15 protein-coding genes are annotated in these 14,420 nt (G+C 64.8%); 4 read left to right on the forward strand and 11 right to left on the reverse strand.

Translation table 11 applies throughout. The annotated features are described in order from the left end of the window. Positions 1-204: 204 nt before the first annotated feature. From AC629_RS23340 to AC629_RS47050, 11 genes are all read right to left on the reverse strand, one after another. Positions 205-1,782, reverse strand: coding sequence for a Do family serine endopeptidase (locus AC629_RS23340; protein ID WP_084807302.1), 1,578 nt, complete (start codon positions 1,780-1,782; stop codon positions 205-207). A gap of 220 nt (positions 1,783-2,002) precedes the next feature. Beyond that, the gene (locus tag AC629_RS23345) at positions 2,003-3,346 is read right to left on the reverse strand and encodes a methyl-accepting chemotaxis protein (protein ID WP_084807303.1); all 1,344 of its coding nucleotides are present in this window, start codon (positions 3,344-3,346) and stop codon (positions 2,003-2,005) included. 163 nt (positions 3,347-3,509) lie between these two features. Next, complete coding sequence (locus tag AC629_RS23350) at positions 3,510-3,992, reverse strand: cytochrome c-type biogenesis protein (RefSeq protein WP_084807304.1); 483 nt, start codon at positions 3,990-3,992, stop codon at positions 3,510-3,512. A 4-nt stretch (positions 3,993-3,996) separates the two neighbouring features. Continuing rightward, the gene (locus tag AC629_RS23355) at positions 3,997-5,979 is read right to left on the reverse strand and encodes a heme lyase CcmF/NrfE family subunit (RefSeq protein ID WP_084807305.1); all 1,983 of its coding nucleotides are present in this window, start codon (positions 5,977-5,979) and stop codon (positions 3,997-3,999) included. Beyond that, positions 5,976-6,467 (reverse strand): cytochrome c maturation protein CcmE, encoded by a 492-nt coding sequence (gene ccmE / locus AC629_RS23360; RefSeq protein WP_084807306.1) that lies wholly within the window; start codon positions 6,465-6,467, stop codon positions 5,976-5,978. The genes AC629_RS23355 and ccmE overlap by 4 nt, the downstream gene beginning before the upstream one ends. A gap of 37 nt (positions 6,468-6,504) precedes the next feature. Further along, positions 6,505-7,626, reverse strand: a complete 1,122-nt coding sequence (ccmI, locus tag AC629_RS23365; protein ID WP_084807307.1) for a c-type cytochrome biogenesis protein CcmI — start codon at positions 7,624-7,626, stop codon at positions 6,505-6,507. Positions 7,627-7,757: 131 nt separating this feature from the next. Next, positions 7,758-8,027 (reverse strand): hypothetical protein, encoded by a 270-nt coding sequence (locus tag AC629_RS23370; protein WP_084807308.1) that lies wholly within the window; start codon positions 8,025-8,027, stop codon positions 7,758-7,760. Between the two features lie 99 nt (positions 8,028-8,126). Beyond that, a complete protein-coding gene (locus tag AC629_RS23375; RefSeq protein ID WP_084807309.1) occupies positions 8,127-9,524 on the reverse strand; it encodes a hypothetical protein in 1,398 nt (465 codons plus the stop codon). Positions 9,525-9,683: 159 nt separating this feature from the next. After that, positions 9,684-11,060, reverse strand: coding sequence for an ATP-binding protein (locus AC629_RS23380; RefSeq protein ID WP_074123661.1), 1,377 nt, complete (start codon positions 11,058-11,060; stop codon positions 9,684-9,686). A gap of 91 nt (positions 11,061-11,151) precedes the next feature. After that, positions 11,152-11,823: a response regulator transcription factor gene (locus AC629_RS23385; protein ID WP_074123662.1), complete on the reverse strand. Its 672-nt coding sequence runs from the start codon at positions 11,821-11,823 to the stop codon at positions 11,152-11,154. Positions 11,824-12,085: 262 nt separating this feature from the next. Beyond that, a complete protein-coding gene (locus tag AC629_RS47050; protein WP_164936196.1) occupies positions 12,086-12,241 on the reverse strand; it encodes a hypothetical protein in 156 nt (51 codons plus the stop codon). Between the two features lie 234 nt (positions 12,242-12,475). Between AC629_RS47050 and ku the strand changes: the two genes are divergently transcribed. The 4 genes from ku to AC629_RS23405 form a co-directional block, all read left to right on the forward strand. Beyond that, positions 12,476-13,459, forward strand: coding sequence for a non-homologous end joining protein Ku (gene ku / locus AC629_RS23390; protein WP_084807310.1), 984 nt, complete (start codon positions 12,476-12,478; stop codon positions 13,457-13,459). Between the two features lie 58 nt (positions 13,460-13,517). After that, positions 13,518-13,754 carry a hypothetical protein gene (locus AC629_RS23395; protein WP_084807311.1) on the forward strand — a complete coding sequence of 79 codons (237 nt, stop codon included), beginning with the start codon at positions 13,518-13,520 and terminating at the stop codon, positions 13,752-13,754. 146 nt (positions 13,755-13,900) lie between these two features. Then, positions 13,901-14,101, forward strand: a complete 201-nt coding sequence (locus AC629_RS23400) for a hypothetical protein (RefSeq protein WP_349531228.1) — start codon at positions 13,901-13,903, stop codon at positions 14,099-14,101. 192 nt (positions 14,102-14,293) lie between these two features. Then, positions 14,294-14,420: Flp family type IVb pilin (locus tag AC629_RS23405; RefSeq protein ID WP_084807321.1), on the forward strand; the 127-nt coding region annotated here is incomplete at its 3' end.

Raw genomic sequence — 14,420 nt, forward strand, 5'->3', positions numbered from 1 at the left:
AGCGAAAGAGACTTGGGTCGGCAAAAAGGCGGGCGGTGAAGCTGGGGGGGACCTCACCGCCCTAGACCTTCCGACGGAGGGGGGCGTAATTCCACCGGAAGGTAGGCGGGGGAAGCGAGCGTTGCGCTGCTTCCCCGAAGGGCGTCGGCGGCGGGGGCGACTAATGCCGGCGACACCCCTCATCTCGTAAGCCTCCTGAAGGCCTTAGCCCTTGGCGATGGGCACGGCGACGAAGCGCGACTGGCCGCCGCTCTTCACGCGCATCAGGACGCTGTTCTTGTTGTCGGTCCGCGCCGCATTGATGGCTTCGCGGACGTCGCCGGCCGTGCTCACGCTCTTGCCGCCGACCTCGAGAATCACATCGCCTTCCTTGAAGCCGCGTTCGGCCGCGGCGCTCTTCGGATCGACTTCGGTGACCACGACGCCTTCCTTGCCGGCGCCGGCCACGGAGTTGGCGGGCGCAACGGTCATACCGAGCTTGGGCACGTCGGTGCCGCGGTTCGCACCCTTGCCGCTGTCATTGTCGGTGTCGGCCTTGGCCTCGACCGTGTTCGGCAACTGGCCGAGGGTGAGGTTCACGACCTTGTCCTGGCCCTTGTGGAGCACGTTGAGCTTCACGGTCGCGCCGGGCGCCATGCCGCCGATGGTACGGGCAAGCTCGCGGGCGTCCTTGACGGGCTCACCGTTGACCGAAGTGATCACGTCGCCGGACTCGATACCGGCCTTCGCAGCCGGACCGTTCGCCTGCGGCTCCGCCACCAGTGCGCCTTCGGCCTTCTTCATGCCCAGGCTGTCGGCGATATCGGACGTCACCGGCTGAATCTGCACGCCGATCCAGCCGCGGCTGACCGAGCCCTTGTCCTTGAGCTGCGCCACAACGCTCTTCACGGTGTTGGCCGGGATCGAGAACGCGATACCGACGCTGCCGCCGGAGGGCGAGTAGATCGCGGTGTTGACGCCCATCACCTCACCGTCGGTGTTGAAGGCCGGGCCGCCGGAATTGCCCTTGTTCACGGGCGCGTCGATCTGGATGAAATCGTCATAGGGACCGTTGCCGATGTCGCGACCGCTCGCCGAGACGATGCCTGCGGTCACGGTGCCGCCGAGGCCGAAGGGATTGCCGACCGCCAGCACCCAGTCGCCGATCCGCGGCTTGCTGTCGGCGAGCTTGGCAAACGGGAAGTTGGAGCCGCCCTCGACCTTGATCAAGGCGAGGTCGGTGCGCTGGTCGGTGCCGATCACCTTGGCGCTGTAGGTCTTGCCGTCGTCGGTCGTGACCTCGACCTTGTCGGCGCCGTCGACCACGTGGTTGTTGGTCACCGCGAAGCCGTCAGCCGAGATGAAGAAGCCGGAGCCCTGGCCCTGCACGACGCGGCCACGACCACCCTTCAGGCCCGGAAAACCATCCGGACCGCCGAAGCGGCGGAAGAAGCGCTCCATCGGCGAACCCGGCTGGAACGGCGAGGACTCGTCGTCGCCATTGTCGTTGCTGGCCGTCTTTTCCTTGATGTTGACCTTCACCGAGATCACCGAGGGCTTCACGCGCTCGACGATGTCAGCGAAACCGATCGGGCGTTCGACCTTGCGAACCTCGTTGTTGACCTGCGCATGCGCCGGACTCGAGAACAGGTCGGCCGGCGACATCGACGGGCTGAAGCCGTAGACGGCGGCGCCGAGGCCGGCGACGACCGAGGCCATCAGCGCGACCTTGCGGGCCGAGAAAACCGACCGGCGCGGCTGCCGGTAGGACGGAAGATTCGAGAGGTCGTGACGGTCGGTCATGTAGAGATCTCCAGGGCCTTGAAATCCTTTTGGTGCTGGATGTGAGCACCTTACGACCTGAAGATGGGGGCTCCAGCCTTACCGTGCGCTGGCGGCGGGGTTAAACTTTTGTAATGAAGGGCCGCCCGGATGCGGCAGTTTATCGCAAGCCAAAAGTCGTGGCATTATAGGAGCTTAGTCAAGTTCCCGTGATGGACCCGGACGACGCTCTTGGCTGGCCTTAGCTCGCCCTGACGCTGACAATGAACTCGTCGACTTCCCGCTTGAGGGTCTCGGCCTGCCGCGACAGGTCGACGGCAGAATCCCGCGCCTCGGCGGCCATGCGCCCGGTCTCCGCCGAGGTCGAGGTGATCTGGACGATGTGATTGGAGACGTCCAGCGTTCCGTGTGCGGCATCCTGCGCGCTGCGGGTGATGTCCTGCGTGGCGTTGCGCTGCTGGGCGGTGTCGACCTCGATACCGGACATGATCGACGATATCTCCGACAGCGTCTTCGAGATGCCGTCGATCGCACCGCGCGTCTCCGCGGTGATGCCCTGGATGCTCGCGACATGGGAGGTGATCTCCTCCGTCGCCTTGCTGGTCTGGTGCGCGAGGCTCTTCACTTCCGAGGCGACCACGGCAAAGCCCTTGCCGGCCTCCCCTGCCCGCGCCGCCTCGATGGTGGCGTTGAGCGCGAGCAGATTGGTCTGCGATGCGATCGCCTGCACGAGCTGCACGACTTCGCCGATCTTGTCGGCGGCATCCGACAGCGTGTGAATGGTATCGCGGCTCTTCTCGGCTTGCGTCGCTGCGCCTTCGGCGCGCTGGGTTGCATCCGTGACGCGGCGGCTGATCGTGCCGATCGAATTCGTCATCTCCTCGGCGGAGCCTGCGACCGTCTGGACGCTGGCGCTGGCCTGGCTCGCGGCGCTTGCGACCGCATTCGCCTTGGTGCTGGTGTCATTGGCGGTCCGCGACAGCGTCTCGGCGTTGCTCTTCAGATGCACGGCCGACGACGCCACGCTGTCGACGACGCTGGCGACGAGATCGTTGAAGCGCTTGATCCGCGCATCGAGAAACTTCGACCGCTCGGCCTGGTGCTGCACTTCGTGCAGCTGTTGCTCGGTGAGGTGGCGCCGCTCGAGGCCATTGGTCTTAAAGACCTCAAGCGCACCGGCGAGCAGGCCGATCTCGTTGGTGCCGCCGAGCCCCGGAACGGGCGTCTCGAACTTCTGGTCCGCGACCTCGCGCATGGCATGCACGATTGCGGCCAAGGGACTGAGGATGCCGTTGCGCACAGCAAACCACGTCGTTAGGCAGATCGCGACGGCGACCACCGCGATCACGCCGCACGCGACCAGGAAATAGGAGTATGCGGCCTGTGCCTGCTGGTAGATCTGCATCGCATGGTCGCGCGCAGGGCCGCTCAGCGCGGCGAAGTCGGACGACAGGCTGGTGATCTCGTTGTTGAGATAGAGCACCGCGACGAAGCCGGTCCCCCCGCCGATCCCCAGCAGGAACAATAATGCAGCGACGACGGCGCCGACCAGGAAGCGGATCGTCAGATTGCTGTTCGTGAACATCGCTGCGGACTCAAAGGCTGGAATCGAATCTTGCGACAAGCTTCCAGACAAAGGTCAACAGAGCATGAACCGAGCTGCGTGGTGCGGCTTACGTATCACTACGTAGCCAGGACGACTTGGCGTCGCTAGGAAGACTTGGCGTCGCTAGGAAGACTCGGCTTCGCTAAGAAGACTTGGCTTCGTCCGACATCAATGCAGCGAGCCGTGCTTCTTCGTCGGGCGTGAGCGGTGGAGCCGGTACGTCTGCACCGCTCCGCGAGCGCCGCCGGATCTGCAGCCACAGCGCCAGGCCGCCGCCGATCAGCAGCAGAGGTGCGAGCAGCCACAGCAGGATGGTCTGGCGCTCGAAGCGCGGCTTGAGCAGCACGAACTCACCATAGCGGGCGACCAGAAAGTCGAGCACCTGCGAATTGCTGTCGCCGGCGGCGATGCGCTCGCGCACCAGGAGCCGCAAATCACGCGCGAGCGGCGCGTCGGAATCGTCGATCGACTGGTTCTGGCAAACCATGCAGCGCAGCTCGCGCGACAGTTCTCTCGCGCGCGCTTCCTTCGCGGGATCCGACATGATCTCGTCAGGCTGCACGGCGTAGGCCGCAGGCCCGGCCAGCAGCATCAGCGCGACAAGCACGGTCATCATCCGACGCATCGGATCACTCCGCCGGCTGCAGGCGTTGCTTGGCCCGCGCCGGTTTCGGCGCGCCAACGCGCAAACGCCGGTCGGACAGCGACAACACGCCGCCGAAAGCCATCAGCACGGGTCCCCACCAGATCAGCAGCACCAGTGGCTTGTGATAGATGCGCACGGCGATAGCACCTTCGGCGTTGGCGTCGCCGAGGGAGACGTAGAGCTGGCTCGCGCCGCGGGTCAGCAAAGCAGCCTCGGTCGTCGACGAGCCGCGCGTGGTGAAGCTGCGTTTGGACGGCGTCATAACGCTCAGCGGCTGGCCGTCGCGGCTGACGTTGAATTCGGCGATCATCTCGCGGTAGTTCGGCCCCTGGCGCTGGAACAGTCCGTCGAGCTTCAGATCATAGCCGGCGACATGGGCGACGTCGTTCTGCTTCATCGTCGCGATGTATTCGCTGTTCCAGGTGGTCTCGCAAACGATCCCGATCAGCGCGATACCGAGGCCGGCATGTGCGAACGCCGTGCCCCAGGCAGAGCGCGGCAGGCCGCGCGCCCGGTGCAGCGCCGTTGCGAACGGCAGACGGACCAGGCCCGTCCGCTCGACGATGTCGGTGACGGCGCCGGCGATGACGAAGATGCCAAGTCCGATCGCGATTGGTGCCAGCGCGCTGCCGCCGCGCGCCCAGGCCCAGGCGATAGCGACGGCGACGAGCCCGGCAACGCCGGCCGCGAGCAGACGCTGGGTGACGCCGAGCAGATCGCCGCGCTTCCACGCCAGCATCGGCCCGAACGGCACCGCGAGCAGCAGCAGCGCGAACAGCGGCACGAAGGTGAGATTGTAGAATGGTGCGCCCACCGACATCTTGAAATTGGCGAGCACTTCCATCGCCAGCGGATAGAGCGTGCCGAACAGCACAACCGCACAGGCCACCGTAAGCAGCAGATTGTTCAGAACCAGCGCGCCCTCGCGCGAGATCGGCGCGAACAGGCCGCCCTGTTTCAACGAGGTCGCGCGGCCCGCGAACAGTGACAGGCTGCCGCCGATGAACAGGCAGAGGATCAGCAGGATGAACACGCCGCGGGTCGGATCGGTGGCAAAGGCGTGCACGGAGGTGATGACGCCCGAGCGCACCAGGAAGGTGCCGAGCAGTGACAGTGAAAAGGTCAGGATCGACAGCAGGATCGTCCAGACCTTGAGCGCGTTGCGCTTCTCCATCACCAGCGCCGAGTGCAGCAGCGCGGTGCCGGCGAGCCACGGCATCAACGAGGCGTTCTCGACGGGATCCCAGAACCACCAGCCGCCCCAGCCGAGCTCGTAATAGGCCCAGTAGGAGCCCATGGCGATGCCGAGCGTCAGGAAGATCCAGGCGACCAGCGTCCACGGCCGCACCCAGCGCGCCCAGGCCGCGTCGATCCGCCCCTCCATCAGCGCCGCGATCGCGAAGGAGAACGAGATCGAGAAGCCGACATAGCCGAGATAGAGCATCGGCGGATGGACGGCGAGACCGATGTCCTGGAGCACCGGATTGAGATCGCGTCCCTCGATCGGCGGATTGACGATGCGCAGGAACGGATTCGAGGTCATCAGGATGAAGAGATAGAAGGCGCTGGCGATCCAGGCCTGCACGGCCAGCACATGCGCGCGCAGCGACAGTGGCAGATTGTTGCCGAACGCCGCCACTAGCCCGCCGAACAGCGCCAGGATCGACACCCACAACAGCATCGAGCCTTCATGGTTTCCCCACACGCCGGTGATCTTGTAGAGCAGCGGCTTCATCGAGTGGGAATTCTCGTAGACGTTGGCGACGGAGAAGTCCGACGTCACGTGCAGCATCACGAGCGCGACGAACGACGCGCCGACAAACAGGAGCTGCGCCAGCGCGGTCGAGCGCGCCACGTTCATCAGTGCGGCATCGCGCAGGCGTGCGCCGATCAGCGGCACGATGGACTGGATCAGCGCCAGTCCGAGCGCCAGCACAAGTGCGTAATGTCCGGATTCTGCGATCACCGCACAGCTCCCTGCGGATTGCCCTGAGCGGTCGTGGCGGCAGGCTTGCCGCCGTAATCGTCCTTCCAGTGGCCCTGCTTCTTCAGGGCGTCGGCGACGTCCTTGGGCATGTAGGTCTCGTCATGCTTGGCGAGGACGGTGTCGGCCTTGAAGACGCCGTTGGCGTCGAGCACGCCTTCGGCGACGACGCCCTGCCCTTCACGGAACAGGTCCGGCAAAATGCCCTTGTAGGCGACGGGAAGTTTTGCGTTGCCGTCGGCGACCTCGAAGGTCACCGCGAGATTGTCGCCGCGCTGGAGCGAGCCGGGCTGCACCAGGCCGCCGAGGCGAAACCGCTTGCCGGGCGCGACGTGCTTTTCGGCGACCATGGTCGGGGTCGAGAAGAACACGATGGAATCGCGCAGGGCGTTGAGCACGAGCGCGGCCGCCAGCGCGAGCACGGCGAGCGAGCCGCCGATGATGGTCATACGTCGCTGCTTGCGCGTCATGGCGTATCCGTTCTCCGCTCGTCTCGCCGCGAAATCATCATCCGTCGAGCCCGAGGGTTTTGAGTCCTTCGTTGAGCTGCCGCAGCCGCTCGGCATTGTTGGCGACGGCCTGGCGCGCATCGGTCGATGCGCCCACCGCCTTGTCACGGTCGCCCATCACGAGATAGGCGCGCACGAGGCGCAGCCAACCCTCGACGTCGTCGCCGTTCTGCTTGAGGCGAGTGGCGAGACGCTCGACCATGCCGCGAATCATCGCATTGCGATCGCCCTCGTTCATGTCCTTGGAAGCAGCGACCGTCTCGTCCGACAGCGCCGGCATCGTGCCGCCCCCCACCCGCGCGAGCGAGGATTGCACCAGGGCACGCCACGGCGCGTCCGCCGGCGCCTTCGCAAGCAGCGCGCGCCAAATGGTGGCTGCGTCGTCCTTGCGGCCGTCCTGCTCAGCCGCAAGCCCGAGGAAGTAGTTGGCCTTGGGATCGTCGGCGTTGAGCGCATGCGCGCGCTCGAATTCGGCCTTTGCCTCGGCGGTCACCACGCCGCTTGCGGCAGCCGTGATCGCCTCGCCGAGATCGGACCTGCGCTCCGCGCTCTCGCCATTGTAGGTCAGCGAATTGCGATAGGCGCGAACCGCATCGTCGAAGCGGCCGAGCCGCTCCAGCACCGGCGCGAGCACGTTCCAGCCGCGTCCGTCGGTCGGATTCTTTTCCAGATGCTGCTCGACCTGAACCACGAGGTTCTCAAGCGACTGCGCCATGCCGGAACCGGAGCCGCGCTCACGTTGCGCCAGCGGAAAGTCGCGAAGCAGGGGCGAACCGAGCGGCATGTAGACGCCGATCGCAACGAGGGGCAGGCCGACGAGCGCCAGCACGGCCGCCGCGCGGCGCCATTTGAGGCTCGACTTGAGCTCCACCTTGGGCTCCGACACGGGCTCGCTGCCGGCCGCGGCGAGCAGCCTGCGGCTGATCTCGACCCGCGCTGCCTCTGCCTCCGGCACCGCGATCAGCCCGGCGGCGAGATCTCGCTCGATCTCGGCCAGTTGATCCTTGTAGACGACGACCTCGCTACCCTGATTTTGCGCGCGCGCGCCACGGCCGAGCGGCCACAGCACAGCGAAAATCGCCGCGACCGTCATCAGCGCGAACACGAACCATAGAGTCATCTGGCAAGCTTCCGGCAGCGCGCGAACCGCGCCTGTAGGTGGCTTTACACCACGGCCGGACGATGCGGCAATTGACAATTGTCAATTCGGCGCGAGCGAAGGTGGACCCGAAACAAAGAAAATCCAACGACTTAGGCGACCTCGAAGTCCGCGCTTTGAGCGGCGGCCTCGCCGTGCCCGTTGAAAGCCTTCAGGAAGTACGTTCCCGGCTTGATTGCCTCGGGCAAGCGGATGCGCAACGCGCCGACGGGAACCGGTGATGCGATCATGGTGGCCGTCTCCGGCACCTGGCGGCCGCTCGTCTTCTCGACCAGCACCACCTTCGCTCTGACCATTAGTCTTTGGTATTTCGCAATGATTACGCGATTTTCAATTTCAACGAAGTTGATAATGGGTTTCATGCGTCCACAGATAGCAATTCCCAAAAAGTGCACGGGACCGTAGGGCCCGCGGCCCGTACCGTCAACTATAAATTGTGATAATGAAGAAATACACTTTTATCAGCTTGCGCGCGACGATTTGCGCTCGCCCGTGAGGGCGTTCTCAGCGGCTCTGCTCATCAGCGATGCATAATCATCGCCGAATAGCACCTGGCAGAAGCGGATCGCGGCCTGCACCTGCTGCTGCCGATAGGTGCGGACCTTGAGATCGGCGGCGCGCAACGACTGTACCAACTGCTCGGTCGAGCGTTCGACGTGTTGCTGGAGGTCGGAATAGGTGCGCAGCGTCACCTCGTTGATCGCAAGCTCGCTCGCATAGTTGCGGCAGGTCGCGACGAAATCGATCAGCGCCGCGGTTTCCTCCACCTCGGTGCCGTCGATCCGCGCCCCGGGCGGAATGTCCTTTTCGGGGCGCTGGCGCAGGATGCGGCGGACGCGGCCGGGAACGCTGTCGATCTCGGATTGCAACGCGTTGGAGATGTCGGCCCGGATCGAGGCCAACTGCTTGCCCCAGGCCGAGTCGTTGCGCAGGTCGAGCTCGGTGCGCAGGCCGCGCACGCCGTCGTGCAGCGCCTTGAGATTGTCGGCGACGTTATCGAAGTGGCCGCGCTTGATGTCCATGCGCAGGATCGCGGCAACGCAGGACAAATCGTGCAGGGCGATCGTGACGGCGACGCCATAGGGTGTGGCCGCGACGCGGATTTCGTCGTCGGATGCGGCGATCTTGATGGCAAGGCGGATGATCTGCCATGGCGCAGTCATGCGCTGCACCACGATCGACAACGCGAAAGGCAGCAGCTGCGGCGTCTGCAGGACGGGAATGTTGAGCGCGGATGTCACCGAGCCTATCTGGGGATCGCCGAAGGCGCGCAGGAACCGCGGCAGCTTCTCGTTCAGGGTGGCGATGGCGTCCCGGATCTGGAGCACCGCTCCGACCGAATAGAGGTCCTCGATCACGCTGGGCGGGCCGACGCGGGCGAGCGCGCGCGACTTGTCGCCGCCGCCCGGCCCCGTCAGCTCGAAGAGGGCATCCGCAGCAACCGCCTGGAGCTTCTGCGCCAGAGCCTCGACCTGCCCTCGATCCGCCGGCATGCGCACCAGCTCCGACTCGAACTCGTTCACCTTGTCCGGGGCGCCATCACGGACGAGCCATTGCCAGATCGGATGTAGCGAGGAGCGGCGGATCTGTCCGACCCGGATTGGCGCACCCGCCTCCACCAGAAACGGTTCCAGCACCTGGAACAGGAGTCGAGACAGATCGTCGGTGCGCGGCGGCTGGGCTTCGTCGGCTTCGGTCTTGCGGACAATCTTGCGCAACTGCTCGAGCACAAGGGTCGCGACAGCCGTGTCCTGGCCGCGCTCGAGCGCGCGCTCAAACTCGCGCATCAGCAGCGCCTGCGACTGCGGCGGGAGCTGCGCGAGATATTCCCTCAGCCGCTCGATCGATGTCTGGCTCATGCGCCCAGGTAATGTACGGTAAAGTGGCGGACGTGGGATGCGTCCTCCGCGATCATAGGTGGTGCCACTTAAGAAGCCGTTTAGGAAGTCGCCCCGAATACCTCCGGTTTCGGGCGGATCGAGGCCCGGCAAACCAAAAAGTCGCGTAGAAACAAAGGATTATATTCCCGGAAGAACCAGCTCGGCCCGCAAGCCGCCGATCGGTGCGCTGCCGAGCGAGAGGCTGCCGCCGTAGAGCGCGGCGAGATCGACCACGATCGACAGCCCCAGCCCCGAGCCGGGCTTGGACTCGTCGAGCCGCTGGCCGCGCCGCGAGACCTGGGCGCGCTCGGCCTCGGACAGGCCGCGGCCGTCATCATCGACGATGATCCGCAGGCGCGGGCCCGCCCCGGTCGGGTGCGGCGCTTCCACCAGAACCTCGATGAAGACCCGCGAGGCCGCCCATTTGCAGGCGTTGTCGACGAGATTGCCGACCATCTCCTCGAGGTCCTGCCGCTCGCCCCGGAACTTCGCGGACGGATCCGCCTTGGCCTCGACCACAATGCCGCGGTCGCGATGGATCTTCTCCATGGTCCGCCGCAGCGCCTCGATCGTGGGCGCAACCTCGGTGACGGTCGCGACGACAGAGACCCGCGCCGCGATGCGCGCACGCTCCAGATGATGGGCGACCTGGTCGCGCATCACGTCTGCCTGCTCCATGACCTTGGCTGCGAATGGATCGGCCGTGTGGGCCCCGGCCTCGTTGACGATCACCGAGAGCGGCGTCTTGATCGCATGGGCGAGATTACCGACATGCGTGCGCGCGCGCTCGACGATCTCGCGATTGGCGTCGATCAGCGCATTGGTCTCGCGCGCCAGCGGCGCGATCTCGACAGGGAATTCGCCCTCGAGGCGTTCGGCGCGCCCGGAGCGAATGTCGGCAATCGACTCCGAGATGCGCTTGAGTGGCGCGAGACCAAAGCGGACCTGGAACACCGTGGTCAGCAGCAGCACGATGCCGAGCGCGGTGAAGGTGCCGCCAAGGTAATAGTCGAAGCTGCGGGTCTCGTCGAAGATCTCGGTGGCATCGCCCGCGACACTGACCAGGAATTTGCCGTCGGCACCGAGGTCAACCGGCCGCTCCACCATGCGCAGGTTCTGGCCCTCGGGACCGTCAACATAAGCGAGCCGGATGCCGGCGGCGGTGAGCTCGGTGCCCTGCTCCTCCAGCTTCGGCAGCTTCTTGTCCCAGAGCGAGCGGGACGAGCGCACCTCCGGCTTCTCGGTGTCGGTCCGCGTGATCTGCCAGTACCAGCCGGACAGCGGCAGCTCGAACAGGGGCTCGCCGAGCGACTGGAACTGGCGGTCCGGCGGCTCGTCGGGGGTCGCGACCTCGGCGATTAGCGTGCGCAGATACAGATTGAGCCGGCGGTCGAACGCGCGCTCGGTCGCGTTCTTGTAGACCGACGACAGCACCACGCCGGTGATGGCCAGGATGACCACAAGCCAGGCGGTCGCCGACAGGAACAGGCGGTTCGCAAGCGAGCTGGCGGGCATCGGAATGATCCCGGGGGCGCGGGGTGGCATGGTGTCGGACGTCATGACCGGACCAAGGCCCGTGTCGGGCCGCCCGTCAAGTCCGGACCCTTCAGGCGCCGGGGGTCGGCGGGGTCAGGAGATAGCCGAGACCACGGACGGTCTGGATGATGTCGACGTCGAGCTTCTTGCGGATGCGACCGACAAAGACCTCGATAGTGTTGGAGTCGCGGTCGAAGTCCTGGTCGTAGAGATGCTCGACCAGCTCGGTGCGGGACACCACGCGGCCAGAATGGTGCATCAGATAGGCCAGAAGCCGATATTCGTGCGAGGTCATCTTGACGGGATTGCCGGAGACGCTGACCCGGCCGGTGCGGGTGTCGAGCGTAACAGGGCCGCAGCTCAATTCGCTCTGGGCATGACCGGTCGAGCGGCGCAGCAGCGCGCGGATGCGCGCCAGCACCTCCTCCAGATGGAACGGCTTTGCGACATAGTCGTCGGCACCGGCATCGAAGCCCTGCACCTTGTCACTCCAGCGGTCGCGCGCGGTGAGAATCAGGACCGGCATGGTGCGGCCATTGCGGCGCCAGGCCTCCAGCACCGAGATGCCGTCCTTCTTGGGCAGACCGATGTCGAGCACGACGGCATCGTACGGTTCGTTATCGCCGAGATAGTGCCCCTCCTCCCCGTCGAAGGCGCGATCGACGACATAACCGGCGTCGGACAGCGCCTTGGTGAGCTGGCGATTGAGATCGGGGTCGTCCTCAACAACAAGCAGGCGCACGCTTCTCTCCAGAAATAGGCTGCACGATCGATCGCCAGAGATGATCAATTCCGGCGTGAACTGAATATGAACGCGGGGAACCCGCCGACGTTACTTTTTAGTCATATACAGACTTTTAAGTCATATACGGCTTCGTCATACAGAACCTCCAACGCGCCGACGCGACTGCGCCCGCCACGCCAGCCGGGCTAGCCGGCGGCATGGCGGGCGCAATGTGCCGCGTTGCGCGGAGAGTCGAAAGGTCCGGGCGCAGTCTGCGCAGTCAGGTCCGGAAGAACACGAACCAGATGACGGCGAGGATCAGGATCGCAAGCCCGGTCGAGATGGCGAGCAGCGCCGCCACCGAAGGCCCGGGCTCGCCCTGCCGCGCCTCGGTCGGAGTTTCCACGATCTGATGCTGCTCTCGCGTGGTTGCCATGGTGCCCTCAATCGCTGGGTGTCAGCCCCGATGACCGCGACCTCCTCGCGGCCTTGTCTCCTGAGCCAACTCCCGATCCGATGCGATGTTCCGGTTTTTGCCATCCGATCAAGCAGCAACCACAGGGCCGGCGGCCGGTTAACGCAGTTGCAAGATTCCACGCCGAGCCGTGTATGATTCGGTGTTCCCCGATGGTAAGCTCATCAGCTGTCCCCGTTGCGTTTGGAGTAGCCCATGGCCCCCCGCGCCAATTGGAAGGGTTTTTTGCGTCTGTCGCTCGTGACTTGCCCGGTCGCGCTGTATCCGGCCACCTCGGATACCGAGAAGGTCTCCTTCAACCAGATCAACCGCAAGACCGGCCACCGGATCAAGTATCTCAAGGTCGACGCCGAAACCGGTGACGAGGTGACCTCCGAGGACATCGTCAAGGGCTACAAGGTCGACACCGACACCTATATCGAGGTCACCAAGGACGAGCTCGACGACATCGCGCTCGACTCGACGCACACGATCGAAATCGACGAATTCGTACCGAAGACCGACATCGACAACCGCTACCTGATCCGCCCCTACTATCTCGTGCCTGACGGCAAGGTCGGCCACGACGCTTATGCGGTGATCCGCGAGACCATCCGCAGCATGGACAAGGTCGCGATCGGTCGCGTGGTGCTTACCAACCGCGAGCACATCATCGCGCTGGAGCCGCTTGAGAGCGGCCTGATGGGCACACTGCTGCGCTACCCCTACGAGGTCCGCAGCGAGACGGAATATTTCGACGACATCCAGGACGTCAAGCTGACGAAGGACATGCTCGACCTCGCCAGGCACATCGTCGAGAAGAAGTCTGGCGCGTTCGAGCCCGAGCTGTTCGAAGACCATTACGAAACCGCGCTGATCGATCTCATCAACAAGAAACGCAGCGGCGCGCCGATCGCGGCCAAGGCGGCTCCGAAGAGCGGCGGCAACGTCATCAACCTGATGGACGCGCTGAAAAAGAGCATCGCGAGCGAGAAGGAAGCGGTGCCCGCGGCGAAGGTCGCCAAAGAGACCGTCAAGGCCAAGAAGCCGAAGAAGCGCGTCGAGGGCCAGCGCGAGATGCTGCTGCCGATCACCGGCAAGGGCGGCAAGGACGTCGCGGCGAAGACAGCGCCCAAGGAGGCTTCGAAGAAGGCCGACAAACCGGTGCGCGCACCGGCTCGGGCGAAGAAGGCCGGCTAGCAGTATCACACCTGCGATGGCGCCGTGACGTCTCCCCTCACCGGTCGACCAGCCTGACATGCCCTGGTCGGCGGCGTTCGACGATCCCATTTCCTTGCGCACCGGGCGCAAGCTGCGGACGCTGCAAGAAGCGGCCGATCACATCATGCAGCTGCCCGAGGAGGCACAGCACGCGAGCCACTGGCAGACCGCGATCGAGACGCTGATCAATGCGGCCGAGACCGGCGGCGGCTGGATGATGTTCGCCCGCATCGCGATGTTGCGGGCGTTGAACGCGGACGGTCCTCGCAGGTGACCGGCCCCGCTGAAGAACAGTCAACAATCCGTTAGGCAGCGCCATCGCTTTCAGCACCCGCCCTCATCGCGGATAGACCACGTAGTCCTACGGAAGGCAAAATTAACCGTCGATTCCCATTGCCCACAGCATGGTCGCGCCGTGGATTGAACCAGAGCACGCCCGTGCAGCAGCAGGACGCCAGAAAGAACTATATCGGCCTCGTCAACGACGCGACCGAGGAAGAGCGCCTCGCCGACAGCGCGGCGCGGTTGCGGCCGCGCGTCATGAGCTATCTGGCCAGGCGCCTTGCTGCTATGCTGAGACGCTCCGTTGAGGCCGCTCCGGGACGCTCGATCAAGTCCTGAGAAAGGCGACGATACCGTCAAATCACCCTGAACTGGGTGACGAAACCTTAAACCAATGGATGGCAGCATTGCAGGCCGCAGGTGAGGACGATCCGACGTGCACGATGACGCGTTCCGCGACAATTTAGTGAATCAATTTACCATTCCGAAAACGTCGTCAGCCTACGTTTGACGGATGAACAGGAGTTGATGATGGCTTTGCTCAGGTCCTTCCTTGCCGATGAAAATGGTGCCACCGCCATCGAGTATGGTCTGATCGCTGCCGGCATTGCGCTCGCGATCGTTACGGTTGTGAACAACACAGGAAGCGCACTCCTGA

This window comes from Bradyrhizobium sp. NAS80.1, assembly GCF_001908205.1.
In the GTDB taxonomy this organism is placed as follows: domain Bacteria; phylum Pseudomonadota; class Alphaproteobacteria; order Rhizobiales; family Xanthobacteraceae; genus Bradyrhizobium.

Bases quoted from the DNA above. Each gene is read 5' to 3' on its own strand.
- AC629_RS23340 (WP_084807302.1), bottom strand. From the start codon at position 1,782: ATGACCGACCGTCACGACCTCTCGAATCTTCCGTCCTACCGGCAGCCG.
- AC629_RS23345 (WP_084807303.1), bottom strand. From the start codon at position 3,346: ATGTTCACGAACAGCAATCTGACGATCCGCTTCCTGGTCGGCGCCGTC.
- AC629_RS23350 (WP_084807304.1), bottom strand. From the start codon at position 3,992: ATGCGTCGGATGATGACCGTGCTTGTCGCGCTGATGCTGCTGGCCGGG.
- ccmE (WP_084807306.1), bottom strand. From the start codon at position 6,467: ATGACGCGCAAGCAGCGACGTATGACCATCATCGGCGGCTCGCTCGCC.
- ccmI (WP_084807307.1), bottom strand. From the start codon at position 7,626: ATGACTCTATGGTTCGTGTTCGCGCTGATGACGGTCGCGGCGATTTTC.
- AC629_RS23370 (WP_084807308.1), bottom strand. From the start codon at position 8,027: ATGAAACCCATTATCAACTTCGTTGAAATTGAAAATCGCGTAATCATT.
- AC629_RS23375 (WP_084807309.1), bottom strand. From the start codon at position 9,524: ATGAGCCAGACATCGATCGAGCGGCTGAGGGAATATCTCGCGCAGCTC.
- AC629_RS23380 (WP_074123661.1), bottom strand. From the start codon at position 11,060: ATGCCCGCCAGCTCGCTTGCGAACCGCCTGTTCCTGTCGGCGACCGCC.
- AC629_RS47050 (WP_164936196.1), bottom strand. From the start codon at position 12,241: ATGGCAACCACGCGAGAGCAGCATCAGATCGTGGAAACTCCGACCGAG.
- ku (WP_084807310.1), top strand. From the start codon at position 12,476: ATGGCCCCCCGCGCCAATTGGAAGGGTTTTTTGCGTCTGTCGCTCGTG.
- AC629_RS23395 (WP_084807311.1), top strand. From the start codon at position 13,518: ATGCCCTGGTCGGCGGCGTTCGACGATCCCATTTCCTTGCGCACCGGG.